A 12,492-nucleotide genomic window follows, 5' to 3' on the forward strand; every position below is an offset into this window, starting at 1 on the left:
AGCCCCCCCCCCCCCCCCCCACCGCCCCCCCCCCCCCGCCGCGCCCCCCCCCGCCCCCCCCCCCCGCGGCCCCCCCCCCCCCCCCCCCCCCCCCCCTCGTCGTGCGCCGTCAGCCCGCGGCGACCCGGTCCAGGAGGCGGGTGACGGCCGGCAGGAGCGGGCGGTCGGCGGGGATCCAGTCCAGCCCCGGCAGGTCGGCGGCCCGCACCCAGCGCAGCTCCGCGTGCTCGTGCGGGGTGACCACGCCGGAGGCGACCCGCCCCCACCACACCCGCAGCGTCGACGCCCCGGGTGCACCCCCGCCGACGACGCCGTCCAGCGGCACCTCGCCGAGGAAGGCCTGCGGCGCCACCTCGACCCCCAGCTCCTCGCGGCACTCGCGGACCAGCGCGTCGAGGTCGGCCTCGCCCGGCTCCACCTTCCCGCCGGGGAACTCCCAGCAGCCGGCGAACGGACCGCCGGCCCGCTGGGCGACCAGCACCCGGTCGCCCTCGACGAGGGCGACGCCGACCACCTGCACGACCTCGAGGGCACGCCGGGCGGCCGCGGCCGCGTAGGCGTCGAGGTGCGCCTGCATCGCGCGGACCACGCGCCGGCGCAGCAGCAGCTGGTCGACCGCGCCGGCCAGGAGCGGGGGCAGGGTGGTCGCCCAGTCCAGCTGCTCGTCGACGAGCGTGCCGGCGCCGGTGGCCGAGAAGCGGCGCGAGTGGGTGAGCCACCGCCACCCGCGGCGCGGTCCGGCGGCGTACACGTCGCGGAACGGCCGCACCGACACGACCTCCTCCAGCGGCTCGCCCCACGGCCGCCCGAGGGCCCGCGCGACGTCGAACGCGACGGTCAGCGGGGCCTCGACCACCGTGGTGAATCGCAGCTGGTACACCGCGTCACCCTGACAGACGCACCGGAGGCGGCAAGATGGGGCGATGCGCATCACCGCCCGGGTCGACTACGCCGTCCGCGCCGCCGTCGAGCTGGCCGCCGCCGCGCCCGGCGCGCTCACCTGCGACAAGATCGCCACCGCGCAGGACATCCCCTCCCGCTTCCTGCAGTCGATCCTCGGCGACCTCCAGCACGCCCGGCTGGTCACCAGCCAGCGCGGCCGCGAGGGCGGGTACCGGCTGGCGCTCCCGCCGGAGGAGATCTCCATCGCGCGCGTCATGCGCGTCGAGCAGGGCTTCCTCGCCGAGGTGCACGGCCAGCGGCCGGAGGACGTGGAGTACCCGGGCACCGCCGAGCCGCTCGCGGCCGTGTGGGTGGCCGCGCGCGCCGCCTACCGCCGGGTGCTCGAGGAGGTCTCCTTGGCCGACGTCGTCGCCGGCAAGCTCCCGGCCGAGGTGGCCGAGCTGGCCGCGGTCGAGGACGCCTGGCGGTCGTTCGGCGACTCCCCCGGGGCCTGACCAGCCCCGCAGCTGCGCGAGACTGGCGGCATGAGCAGCTCCTCCCGGGCCGGCGTCACCGTCTTCCTCACCGGCCTCTCCGGCGCGGGGAAGTCCACGATCGCCGACGCGCTGGTCGCGCAGCTGGAGGCCGAGGGGCGGCCGGTCACCGTGCTCGACGGCGACGTCGTCCGCACCCACCTGTCCAGCGAGCTGGACTTCAGCCGGGAGCACCGCGACCTCAACATCCGGCGCATCGGCTTCGTGGCCGGCGAGGTCGTCAAGCACGGCGGCACGGTCGTGGTCGCGGCGATCGCGCCGTACGAGCAGGCGCGCGAGGAGGCCCGGGCGCTGGTCGAGGCGCACGGCCGCTTCCTGCTGGTGCACCTGTCCACGCCGCTGGAGGTCTGCGAGGGACGCGACGTCAAGGGCCTGTACGCCCGCGCCCGCGCCGGGGAGATCCCGGGCTTCACCGGGATCGACGACCCGTACGAGCCCCCGGTCCGGCCGGACCTCGTGATCGACACGTCGGTGACCCCGCTGGAGGAGTCGGTGACGCGCATCCGCGCGGCGATGGACGGGCGGCCCGCGCCGGTCGGCTGACGGCGCCGGCGGCCAGTCGCCCGGGTCACACCGGTCTCGCACGCCGCGGTGTGAGACGATGGCGGGCGTGACCGGTGATGGCGTGCTCCTCGTCGCGCGCCGGCACATCGACCTGGCGCGTGTGAGCAGCGCCGTGTGTCGCGCCGCGCGCTGACACCAGTCCTCCCCCGCAGCCCTCCGCTGCGCCTCCGACCTGGCAGCGCCTCCCGACCGGGACCGGCCCCGGCGAACGGCGCAGGAAGAAGCACCTGTCGTGTCCTCCCCCACGCGAACCAGCAACCGGCCGCCGCGTCGCGACACCCCGCAGCGCGGTCAGGGCCAGTGGGCGCTCGGCTACCGCGAGCCGCTGAACCCGAACGAGCGGATGAAGAAGGACTCCGACGGCCTCGAGGTCCGCCAGCGGATCATCGACATCTACGCGAAGGCCGGCTTCGAGTCCATCGACCCGCAGGACCTGCGCGGCCGGATGCGCTGGATGGGTCTCTACACCCAGCGGGCCCAGGGCATCCCCGGCGGCAAGACCGCCGTCCTGGAGCCCGAGGAGCTCGAGGACTCCTACTTCATGATGCGGGTCCGCATCGACGGCGGGCAGCTGACCAGCGACGCGCTGCGGGTCATCGGCGGCATCAGCACGGAGTTCGGCCGCGACGTCGCCGACGTGACCGACCGGCAGAACGTGCAGTACCACTGGATCCGCATCGAGGACGTCCCCGAGATCTGGCGGCGGCTGGAGACGGTCGACCTCAGCAGCATGGAGGCGTGCGGCGACGTGCCGCGCGTCATGCTCGGCTGCCCGCTCGCCGGGATCCTCGAGGACGAGGTGATCGACGCGACCGACGTCATCGCCGAGACCGTCGAGAAGTACGTCGGCAACCCGGAGTTCAGCAACCTGCCGCGCAAGTGGAAGACGTCGATGTCCGGTTGCGTCGACCACTGCACCGAGCCCGAGATCGACGACGTCGCCTTCGTCGGCGTCCGCAACGAGGCGGGCGAGGCCGGCTACGACCTCTGGGTGGGCGGCGGGCTGTCGACCAACCCGATGTTCGGCAAGCGGATCGGCGTCTTCGTCCGCCCCGACGAGGTGACCGAGGTCTGGGCCGGCGTCACGTCGGTGTTCCGCGACTACGGCTACCGCCGGCAGCGCAACCGCGCCCGCATCAAGTTCCTGATGGCCGACTGGGGCCCGGAGAAGTTCCGCCAGGTGCTGCAGGACGAGTACCTCCACCGCGCCCTGCCCGACGGCCCGGCGCCCGCGCCCGCCAAGCACGACCAGCGCGACCACGTCGGCGTCAGCCGGCAGAAGGACGGCCGCAACGCCGTCGGCTTCGCGCTGCGCACCGGCCGCGTCACCGGCTCCCTGCTCACCACGATCGCCGACCTGGCCGACGAGTACGGCGCGGGCCGCATCCGGACGACGACGCAGCAGAAGCTGGTCATCCTCGACGTCCCCGACGAGAAGGTCGAGGCGCTGGTCGACGCCCTGGCGGCGCACGACCTGCAGGTGCGGCCCAGCGCCTTCCGCCGCGGCACGATGGCCTGCACCGGCCTGGAGTTCTGCAAGCTGGCGATCGTCGAGACCAAGCAGCACGCGCAGGACCTCTACGCCGAGCTCGAGAAGCGGCTGCCCGACTTCGACGTGCCGATCGGGATCAACGTCAACGGCTGCCCGAACAGCTGCGCGCGCTTCCAGACCGCCGACATCGGCTTCAAGGGCTCGATGGTCAAGGACGACAGCGGCGAGATGGTCGAGGGCTTCCAGGTGCACCTGGGCGGCCACCTCGGCGTCGAGGCGACCTTCGGCCGCAAGTTCCGCGGCCACAAGGTGACCAAGGCCGAGACCGCCGACTACTGCGAGCGCGTCCTGCGCGGCTTCCTGGACCGGCGCACGGAGGGCGAGTCGTTCGCGCACTACGTCTCCCGGGCCGAGGAGGCGTGGCTGCTGTGACGGTGCCCCGGTGAGCGAGGACGACGGCGGCTCGGGAAGAACCCGGCAGCTACCGGTCTTCCACTGTCCGTACTGCGGGGACGAGGACCTCACCCCGTACGAGGACGAGACGACCTCGGGCTGGCGCTGCGGCGCCTGCCTGCGGGCCTTCTCCGTCCGGCTGATCGCGACAGGAGTGCAGCAGTGACCACCGCAATCCGGCCGACGCCGGAGCTCGCCGCCGAGGCCGACGCCCGCTTCGAGGGCATCGCCGACCCGGTCGAGCAGGCGCTCGCGGTCCTGCGCTGGGCCGGGGAGACCTTCGGCGACGACTTCGCCGTCACCTCGTCGATGGCCGACGGCCTGCTCGCGCACCTGGCCTCGCGCGCCGTCCCCGGCGTGCACGTCGTCTTCCTCGACACCGGCTACCACTTCGCCGAGACCGTCGGCACGCGCGACTGGATCAGCAGCGTCCTGTCGATCACCCTCGTGAACGTCACGCCGCCGAGGACCGTCGCCGAGCAGGACGCCGAGCACGGGCCCGCGCTGCACGAGCGCGACCCTGACCTGTGCTGCTCGCTGCGCAAGGTGCAGCCGCTGGCGCAGGCCTTGTCCGGCTACGCCGCGTGGGGCTCCGGCGTCCGCCGCGACGAGGCGGCCACCCGCGCCGGGACCCGCGTCGTCGACTGGGACGCCAAGCGCGGGATGGTCAAGGTCAACCCGCTCGCCGCGTGGACGCAGGACGACGTCGACGCCTACATCGCCGAGCACCAGGTGCCGGTGAACCCCCTGCAGGAGATCGGCTACGCCTCGATCGGCTGCGCGCCGTGCACCCGGCCGGTCGCGCCGGGCGAGGACCCGCGCGCCGGGCGCTGGGCCGGCCGGAACAAGACGGAGTGCGGCCTGCACCTCTGAGGCTGGGCGGGCGGCGGCACGGCGGAGCAGACTGACCGCCGTGCCCCGACCCCCGCGCCTGTCCCCCGACGAGGTCTCCGCCGCCCTGGCGGACCTGCCGCTGTGGTCCGGCGACGCCGACGGCCTCCGGCGCAGCGTCGAGCTGCCGTCGTTCCCCGACGCCGTCGCCGCGCTCGTGCGGATCGGGTTCCTCGCCGAGGCGATGGACCACCACCCCGACGTCGACCTGCGCTGGCGCACGCTGCACCTGGCGCTGGTCAGCCACTCCGCCGGCGGCGTGACCGAGCTGGACGTGGAACTCGCCCGGAGGATCGACGCGGCCCTGCCCGCGTAGGGACAGGGCCGCGCCAGGCCCTCGTGCAGGGGCCCACTGCGAGCGCGCGAGCGGTGGGGGCACGAGGGTCCTCCGTCAGGTGCCGATGACCCCGCCGTCGTCCTTGGTGATGACGACGGTGGCCGAGCGGGGCGTGTTGATCCCGTCGAGCCGCGGCCAGGTGCTGCCGCCGTTCTCGCCGGGGTGCTGCAGGTTGACGAACATCGTCCGCCGGTCCGGCGTGACGGCGATGCCGGTCACCTCGCAGCCCCTCACCCCGGTGAGGAAGCGGCGCACCTCCGGTTCGGCGTCCCAGCGGGCCCCGGCGTCCGCGGCCAGCATCTGGTTGTTGGCCGAGCCGGGCTGCGAGCCGTCGGTCTGGATCCAGGCCCGGCTGTCAGGGTCGATCCACAGCCCGTCGGGGGAGCCGAAGGCGTCCTCCGGGGCGATCGTCGAGCCCTCGACGCCGCCGCCCGGGCCGGCGAGCAGGAACAGGTCCCAGCGGAAGCGGGTGGCGGTGTGGTCCCCGCCCTGCTCGTCCCAGCGCACGATGTGGCCCCACGGGTTGGCGCGGCGCGGGTTGGCGGCGTTGGGGGCAGCCGACGCCGAGCTGTTGTTCGTCAGCGTCACGAAGACGGTGCCGGTGCGCGGGTCGACGGCGGTCCACTCGGGCCGGTCCATCGGCGTGGCGCCCACCGCGGTGGCGGCGAGCCGGGTCTTCACCAGCACGTCCCCCTGGTCGGCGAACCCGTTGGCCGCCGTGAGCGGCCCCTGCCCCTGGACCAGCGGCAGCCACTCGCCGCTGCCGTCGTCGTCGAACCGGGCGACGTAGAGCGTCCCCTCGTCCAGCGGGCTCTTGCCCTGGGCCCGCATCGACTGCCAGTTGCGCGCGCTGACGAACTTGTAGACGTGCTCGCCGGCCTGGTCGTCGCCCATGTAGACGACGACCCGCCCACCCCGGGACACGTGGACGGTCGCGTCCTCGTGCTTGAGCCGGCCGAGCGCGGTCCGCTTGACCGGGGTCGAGGTGGGGTCGAACGGGTCGATCTCGACCACCCAGCCGAAGCGGTTGGGCTCGTTGGGGTCCCGGTCGGTCACCACGAAGCGGTCGTCGTGGCGGGCCCAGCCGTTGCGGTCGCCGCCCACCCCGTAGCGGTCCGCGTTGGCCTTGTTCTCCCCGGTCAGGGTGCCGTCGACCCGGAAGTACCCGTTGAAGTTCTCCTCGCAGGTCAGGTACGTGCCCCACGGCGTCTCGCCGTTGGCGCAGTTGTTGAAGGTGCCCAGCGGGGTGCGCCCCTGTCCGTCCGCGGCCGTGCGCACGAGCCGGTGGCCCGCCGCGGGGCCGGAGAAGGACATCGGCGTGCTCGCGGTGATCCGGCGGTTGCGACGCGACCGCACCACCTCCCACTGGCCGTTGCGCCCGCGCTGCACCTCCACGACCGCGACCCCGTGCGCGTTCTGCGACTTCCGCACGCCCTCCGCGGTGGTCGGGACGTAGCCCGCCGTGTAGGTGCCGGTGTGCAGGTAGAACTCGTCGGTGTACTCGTGGTTGAGCACGAGGAGGCCGTTGTCGTTCCCGCGCGGGCCGTTGTGCAGCGGGAAGTAGGTCATGCCGTCGTGGTGCATGCCGATCTGCTCGGCCTGCTGCGCCGCGGTGTTGCCGGTCGGGACGCCGCCGGGCTCACCCGGGGTGCCGGGCACGAAGGCCGGGAACGACCCGAGGATCGGGGTGCCCCACGGGATGAACGGGCGGGCGGTGTAACCGCGCGGGACGACGACCTCGTCGGCGGTGCTCGGCGGGATCGGCTGGAAGCCCAGGCGGCCGCCCCGCGGGCCACCGCCGCCGTCACCGCCGCCACCGGGGCGCGCCGCGGCGGCCGGCGGGTCGATCAGGCCGGCGGTGAGGAAGCCGGCCGCGGCGAGGAAGCCGCCGGCCAGGACGCCGCGCCGGCTGAGCCGGGCCTCCGCGACGGCCATCAGGTGCGGGGCGGTGGAGGGGTTGGTCGGGACGTCCTCGGGGTCGAGGGGCTCGGCGGCGCGCTCGTGCAGCGTCGTCACGGGAGGTGCTCCAGGTCTTCGGGGGATCGGTGCGGCCCGAAGCTAGGAAGGCGGATCGACGCGGGGGTGGCCGCCGGGCACAGGGGACGTGAAGGAACCGTCCACTCCCCGTTCACCCGAGCGGTGTACCGGCCCGGCGGCGGGCGCGCGCCGCGGCGGCCAGCAGGACGCCCCACAGCAGGAACCACGGGTCCCACAGCAGCACGTGCCACCGCAGCGCCGAGGGGTCGGCCGGCTCGCCCAGGACCCCGGTCAGCGCCAGGGCTCCGACGACCACGAGCACGCCGCCGTAGAGCGCCAGCAGCGACCCGGCCGCCAGGGCGCCACCCTCGAGGAGGCGGGCGGGCAGTCGTCGTCCCCACGGCCGGACGAGCGCCAGCGCCAGGAGCACCGCGGCGGTCTTGAGGAGGACGACGGTGCCGCCGAGGGCGACCGCCGCTGCGCCACCCCGCCGGGCGGCCTCCTCGACCGCACCGCCGACGGTGCCGAGCAGCGCGGTCCCGCCCACGGTCCAGTACAGGCTCCACGCGGCCGAGCCGGCGGCCAGCAGCGCCGCCCCGTACGCCGTCGCCGACAGCACCCGCCCGCGGGCCACGCCTCACTCCGTGACGGGCAGGACCAGGAGCCGCAGCAGGCGGTCGGCCTCCGCGTCGGGGTCGGCGGTGAGGCCGGTGTGCACCGGTCCGGTCTGGACGACGGTGCTGCGCGGCGCCGTCAGCCACCGGAACCGCGAGCCGAGCGCCTCCCGGCCGGCCGCGCCCGCCGCGCCGTCCGCGGCGCACACGTCGGCCACGGCCTGCAGGGCCCGGGCGATCGCCTCGGCGTCGGCGGTCGGGTCGAGGGCCCGCAGCCGCGCGGGGTCCAGGTGCAGGCGGACGCCGAGGTAGTCCCGCTGCCGGCTGTAGACGATCACCCCGGCGTTGAGGAACTCGCCCCGCTCCACCCTCGGCACCACCCGCAGGACGGCGTACTCGAAGGTGTCGCGTCCGTCCCTCACCGCTGGGTCATCCCCTCGGGCGGGGGCGGCCCCAGCCAGGCCGGGCGGTTCTGCCCGACCCGGGGCCGCTGACGGCCGGCGCCGCCGGCGGCCGCGGCCGTGACGAGCCCCGGCAGCCACGCGTCCCGGGCGGCGAGTCGGGCCAGCAGCTGGTCGACGTAGCGCTGCCGGACGGCGGCCGGCGGCTCGTCGGGCTCGGGGCCCTCCAGCCAGTCGTCGGGCACCTGCGCCAGCACCCGCTCCAGCAGCGGCCGGGTCACCCGCGGGCCGAGGTCGGCGTCCGCGGCACGGACGTCGGGCCGGCACTCGACCAGCGCGTGTTGCGCGGCGTCGTAGGGGCGGGCGACCGCGGCGGGCGCGCCGGGCCAGCTGTGGTGGAAGGTCAGCGCGGCGCCGTGGTCGATGAGCTGCAGGCGGCCGTGCCAGAACAGCATGTTCGGGTTGCGCCAGGACCGGTCGACGTTGCCGATCAGCGCGTCGAACCACAGCACCCGGCCGGCCAGCGCGCAGTCGACCTCGGCCACCCCGGCCTCGAAGTCCAGCGCGCCGGGCAGGTAGTCGAGGCCCAGGTTGGTCCCGGCGGAGCGCTGCAGCAGCTCCTGCACCTCCGGGTCGGGCTCCCCCACGGCCAGCTCCGCGGCGACGTCGACGGTCACCAGCGCGGGCACCGGCAGGGCCAGCGCGCGGGCGAGCTCGCCGCAGACGACCTCGGCGACCAGCACCCGCACGCCCTGCCCGGCCGCCCGCCACTTGACCACGTAGGTGCCGAGGTCGTCGGCCTCCATGAGCCCCGGGAGCGAGCCACCCTCGCGCAGCGGGGTGACGTAGCGGGTGGCGGTGACGGCGGGCAGCACAGTGCAGGCCAACCTAGCCGGTGCCGCTCCCCCGGACACCGCAGACTCGGGACATGGGACTCCTGCGGGCCGTGACCCCGGCCGACCTGGCCGACGTGCCGCTGACCTACCCGGAGGTGGGCGCCACCGCCGACCCGGTGCTGCCGGCGGGCTACCGGCACTCCGAGCACACGGTCGTCGTGGGCAGCGGTCGCGCCGTGTTCGAGCGGACCGTGGCGGCGGTGTTCGGCTGGGCCGTGCAGCGCGGCGTGGGCCTGCGGGTGCGGGCGAGCGGGCCCCCGACCGAGCCGGGCACGGTCGTCGTCCTCACCGCGGGGCTGGACCGCCTCGGCTACGACATCCCCTGCCGGGTCGTGTGGGCGCGCACCGGGGGCGACGAGCAGGGCTTCGCCTACGGCACGCTGCCCGGCCACCCGGAGAGCGGCGAGGAGGCGTTCCTCGTGCGGATCGCCGGCTCCGGCGAGGTCACCGTGGTGCTGCGGGTCTTCTCCCGCCTGGCCTCCCCCGCGGCGCGGCTGGCCGGGCCCGTCGCCTGGTGGGTGCAGGCCCTGGCAACCCGGCGCTACCTCGCCACGCTCCGGCGGGCCGCCCGCGGCCGATGAGTCCGCGGCCCGGCGCCGGTCGGTGCTGCATGGGACTCGCGGAGGACGTCGAGGCGGCCGTGCGCGGCGCGGTCGCCGAGGGCCAGGTGCCGGGGGCGGCCTGGTGGGCCGCCCGCGGCGGCGAGGTGGCGCGCGGTGCGGCGGGCACCCACACGCCGGGCGGGCGCGACGCCGTGGCACCGGACTCGGTCTTCCGCATCGCCTCGACGACCAAGCCGGTGGTGGCCGCGGCCGCGCTGGCCCTGGTCGACGACGGCGTGCTGGCCCTCGACGAACCGGTGGACCGGCTGCTGCCCGAGTTGGCCGCCCGGCAGGTGCTCGCCGACCCGGCCGACGCGGGGGCGGGCACCGTGCCGGGCCGCCGGCCGATCACCGTGCGTGACGTCCTCACGTTCCGGCTGGGCCTGGGCATCGACTTCACCGCCCCCTGGCCCACCCCCACCGTCGCAGCCCTCGGGGCCACCGGGCTGCCGGCCGGACCGCCGCGGCCGCAGGCCGCTCCCCCGCCGGACGAGTGGCTGCGCCGGGTGGCGACGGTCCCGCTGGCGCACCAGCCCGGTGAGCGGTGGCTCTACCACGTGGGCGCCAGCGTGCTGGGCGTCCTCGTGGGCCGGGCCACCGGCCGCCCACTGCCGGAGGTGCTCGCCGAGCGGGTGCTGACGCCACTGGGCATGCGCGACACCGGCTTCGGCGTGCCGGAGCACGCCCGCGGCCGGCTCGGACCCCACTGGACGCCCCCGGGCGAGGACGGCCGCCGGGAGTGCTACGACCCCGCCGACGGCCAGTGGGCGCGGCGCCCGGCCTTCCCGGACGGCGGCGACGGGCTGGTGTCGACCGTCGACGACCTGGCGGCCTTCGCCGCGATGCTGGCCGCCGGCGGCCGCTCCCCCGACGGCCGGCGCGTCCTGGCGGAGCGGACCGTGGCGGCGATGCTCACCGAGCAGGTGGGCCCGGTCGACGACGAGGGCGGCGGGTGGGGCCTGGGCATCGGCGTGCGCCGGGAGGACGAGCCCGGCGGCCGGTCGGCCGGCTCGTACGGCTGGGACGGCGGGCTGGGCAGCTCGTGGTGGACAGACCCGGTCACCGGGGCCACCGGCGTGCTGCTCACCAACCAGATGTGGGCGTCCCCGCAGCCTCCGCCGGTGTTCGACGCCTTCCGGGCGGCCGTGTTCGGGCCGCGGGCCCGCTAGACGTCGCGGCGCTCGAGCAGCAGCGCGCCCAGGGCCCACGCCGCGACCGCCCACGCCCCGGTGACGGCGAGCCCGACCGGCCACGGCGTCGCGACCGCGAGGAAGGCGTCCTCGCCCACCCGCAGCGCCGGCAGCCCCTGCGAGCCCAGCGAGGCCCACCGTCCGCCGGCCAGCGCCAGCACCGGCGGCAGCACGAACACCAGTGCCATCCCGAGCCCGACGCCGCCGGCGGTGGCCCGCAGCAGGGTGCCCAGCCCCACCGCCAGCACGGTGACCAGCACGGCCCACACCACCTGCAGGCCCAGCTCGCCCAGCACGGCCGGGTCGGTCGACGACACCCCGCCGGGCACGGCCACCAGCACCCGGGCGGCGACCGCGCACACCCCGGCGAGCACCCCGGTCAGCAGCGCCGCCCAGGCCGCCACGACGGCGGTGGTCGCGGCCAGCCACCGGGTGCGCCGTGGCACCGCGAGCAGGGCGGGGACGGCGCTGCCGGTGCCGAACTCCGCGCTGACCGCGAGCACCCCGAGCACGACCAGCACGAGCTGCCCGAAGCCGAAGCCGGTCAGCGCCACCCCGACGGCGACGTCGGCCCGCGACGACGTCGGCGTCCCCGCCGCGGCCAGCCAGCCGGCCCCGGCCACGACCACGACGTAGACCGCGGTGCACCACCAGGTCGACCGGACCGACCCCAGCCGGGTCCAGGCGCCGGCCAGCAGGCCCGCGGTCACGGCGTCCCCGCCCGGAACTCGACCTCGCCGCCGGTGAGCGCCAGGTAGGCGGCCTCCAGCGACGCCACGACCCGGGTCAGCTCGTGCACCGGCACCCCGGCGGCGAAGGCCACGTCCCCGACCGCCGCCGGATCCAGCCCGTCGACCCGCAGCGTCCCGCCGGGCTCGGGACGCACGCCGGCGCCGGCCCGCCGCAGCGCCGCGGCCAGCAGCGGCGCCTGCGGGCTGCGCACCCGGACGGCGGCCGACGCGCCCAACAGGTCGGCCATCGGGACGTCGGCGAGCAGCCGGCCGCGGCCGAGCACCACCAGGTGGTCGGCGGTGTCCTCCATCTCGCTCATGAGGTGGCTGGACACGAGCACCGTGCGCCCCTCGGCGGCCAGCGCGCGCAGCAGCTCGCGGACCCAGCGGATGCCCTCGGGGTCCAGCCCGTTGACCGGCTCGTCGAGCAGCAGCACCTCCGGGTCGCCGAGCAGCGCGGCGGCGATGCCCAGCCGCTGCCCCATGCCCAGCGAGAAGCCGCCGACCCGGTCGTACGCCACCGCCTCGAGCCCCACCAGGTCGACCACCTCGGCGACCCGCCGGCGCGGGATCCCGTTGGACCGGGCCAGGGCCAGCAGGTGGGCGTGCGCCGTCCGGCCGGGGTGGCGGGCCGCGGGGTCGACCAGCGCCCCGACCCGGCGCAGCGGGCGGTCCAGCCGGCGGTACGGGACGCCGAGCACCGTCGCCGTCCCGGCGGTGGGCCGGGCCAGGCCCAGCACGCACCGCATGGTCGTCGTCTTGCCCGAGCCGTTCGGGCCGAGGAACCCGGTGACCCGGCCCGGCTCGATGCGCACGGTGAGGTCGTCGACGGCGACGCGGTCCCCGAAGACCTTCGTCAGCCCGTCGAGCTCGATCACCCCGCGATCATGGCGAGCCGGCGACCGCGG

Annotated in this window: 16 protein-coding genes; 9 read left to right on the forward strand and 7 right to left on the reverse strand. The window is 76.2% G+C overall.

Annotated elements, in window-relative coordinates; translation table 11 throughout:
- Nucleotides 1–109: 109 nt before the first annotated feature.
- Entirely contained in the window at nt 110–880 is a 771-nt protein-coding gene (locus ACI8AX_RS21485) for a (deoxy)nucleoside triphosphate pyrophosphohydrolase (protein ID WP_456551901.1), read from the reverse strand.
- Nucleotides 881–923: 43 nt separating this feature from the next.
- Here ACI8AX_RS21485 and ACI8AX_RS21490 point away from each other — a divergent pair, with 43 nt between their 5' ends.
- From ACI8AX_RS21490 to ACI8AX_RS21520, 7 genes are all read left to right on the forward strand, one after another.
- Nucleotides 924–1,397 (forward strand): RrF2 family transcriptional regulator, encoded by a 474-nt coding sequence (locus tag ACI8AX_RS21490; protein ID WP_456551902.1) that lies wholly within the window; start codon nt 924–926, stop codon nt 1,395–1,397.
- Between the two features lie 30 nt (nt 1,398–1,427).
- Nucleotides 1,428–1,979 carry an adenylyl-sulfate kinase gene (gene cysC / locus ACI8AX_RS21495; protein WP_456551903.1) on the forward strand — a complete coding sequence of 184 codons (552 nt, stop codon included), beginning with the start codon at nt 1,428–1,430 and terminating at the stop codon, nt 1,977–1,979.
- Between the two features lie 58 nt (nt 1,980–2,037).
- Nucleotides 2,038–2,133, forward strand: a complete 96-nt coding sequence (locus tag ACI8AX_RS21500; RefSeq protein ID WP_456551904.1) for a putative leader peptide — start codon at nt 2,038–2,040, stop codon at nt 2,131–2,133.
- Between the two features lie 99 nt (nt 2,134–2,232).
- Entirely contained in the window at nt 2,233–3,924 is a 1,692-nt protein-coding gene (locus ACI8AX_RS21505; protein ID WP_456551905.1) for a nitrite/sulfite reductase, read from the forward strand.
- 10 nt (nt 3,925–3,934) lie between these two features.
- Complete coding sequence (locus tag ACI8AX_RS21510) at nt 3,935–4,111, forward strand: hypothetical protein (RefSeq protein WP_456551906.1); 177 nt, start codon at nt 3,935–3,937, stop codon at nt 4,109–4,111.
- Entirely contained in the window at nt 4,108–4,818 is a 711-nt protein-coding gene (locus tag ACI8AX_RS21515) for a phosphoadenylyl-sulfate reductase (protein WP_456551907.1), read from the forward strand. The genes ACI8AX_RS21510 and ACI8AX_RS21515 overlap by 4 nt, the downstream gene beginning before the upstream one ends.
- A 40-nt stretch (nt 4,819–4,858) precedes the next feature.
- Nucleotides 4,859–5,152 carry a 4a-hydroxytetrahydrobiopterin dehydratase gene (locus ACI8AX_RS21520; RefSeq protein ID WP_456551908.1) on the forward strand — a complete coding sequence of 98 codons (294 nt, stop codon included), beginning with the start codon at nt 4,859–4,861 and terminating at the stop codon, nt 5,150–5,152.
- Between the two features lie 75 nt (nt 5,153–5,227).
- On the opposite strand, the gene ACI8AX_RS21525 is transcribed toward ACI8AX_RS21520, so the two are convergent.
- The 4 genes from ACI8AX_RS21525 to ACI8AX_RS21540 all read right to left on the reverse strand — a co-directional run bounded on the left by ACI8AX_RS21525 (nt 5,228) and on the right by ACI8AX_RS21540 (nt 9,040).
- The gene (locus ACI8AX_RS21525) at nt 5,228–7,189 is read right to left on the reverse strand and encodes a PhoX family protein (RefSeq protein WP_456551909.1); all 1,962 of its coding nucleotides are present in this window, start codon (nt 7,187–7,189) and stop codon (nt 5,228–5,230) included.
- A 112-nt stretch (nt 7,190–7,301) separates the two neighbouring features.
- Nucleotides 7,302–7,784 carry a DUF3995 domain-containing protein gene (locus ACI8AX_RS21530; protein ID WP_456551910.1) on the reverse strand — a complete coding sequence of 161 codons (483 nt, stop codon included), beginning with the start codon at nt 7,782–7,784 and terminating at the stop codon, nt 7,302–7,304.
- A 3-nt stretch (nt 7,785–7,787) separates the two neighbouring features.
- The gene (locus ACI8AX_RS21535; protein ID WP_456551911.1) at nt 7,788–8,186 is read right to left on the reverse strand and encodes a DUF3037 domain-containing protein; all 399 of its coding nucleotides are present in this window, start codon (nt 8,184–8,186) and stop codon (nt 7,788–7,790) included.
- A complete protein-coding gene (locus ACI8AX_RS21540) occupies nt 8,183–9,040 on the reverse strand; it encodes a HipA family kinase (protein WP_456551912.1) in 858 nt (285 codons plus the stop codon). Before ACI8AX_RS21540 ends, ACI8AX_RS21535 begins: the two co-directional genes overlap by 4 nt.
- A 53-nt stretch (nt 9,041–9,093) precedes the next feature.
- Here ACI8AX_RS21540 and ACI8AX_RS21545 point away from each other — a divergent pair, with 53 nt between their 5' ends.
- Both ACI8AX_RS21545 and ACI8AX_RS21550 read left to right on the forward strand, forming a co-directional pair.
- Entirely contained in the window at nt 9,094–9,642 is a 549-nt protein-coding gene (locus ACI8AX_RS21545) for a DUF1990 family protein (protein WP_456551913.1), read from the forward strand.
- A gap of 29 nt (nt 9,643–9,671) precedes the next feature.
- Complete coding sequence (locus ACI8AX_RS21550) at nt 9,672–10,832, forward strand: serine hydrolase domain-containing protein (protein ID WP_456551914.1); 1,161 nt, start codon at nt 9,672–9,674, stop codon at nt 10,830–10,832.
- On the opposite strand, the gene ACI8AX_RS21555 is transcribed toward ACI8AX_RS21550, so the two are convergent.
- Together ACI8AX_RS21555 and ACI8AX_RS21560 are read right to left on the reverse strand one after the other, a co-directional pair.
- Nucleotides 10,829–11,563 carry a hypothetical protein gene (locus ACI8AX_RS21555; protein ID WP_456551915.1) on the reverse strand — a complete coding sequence of 245 codons (735 nt, stop codon included), beginning with the start codon at nt 11,561–11,563 and terminating at the stop codon, nt 10,829–10,831. The two genes, ACI8AX_RS21550 and ACI8AX_RS21555, sit on opposite strands and share 4 nt — an antisense overlap.
- A complete protein-coding gene (locus ACI8AX_RS21560) occupies nt 11,560–12,462 on the reverse strand; it encodes an ABC transporter ATP-binding protein (protein ID WP_456551916.1) in 903 nt (300 codons plus the stop codon). Before ACI8AX_RS21560 ends, ACI8AX_RS21555 begins: the two co-directional genes overlap by 4 nt.
- Nucleotides 12,463–12,492 lie beyond the last annotated feature (30 nt).

Source organism: Blastococcus sp. SYSU D00813, from assembly GCF_054050735.1.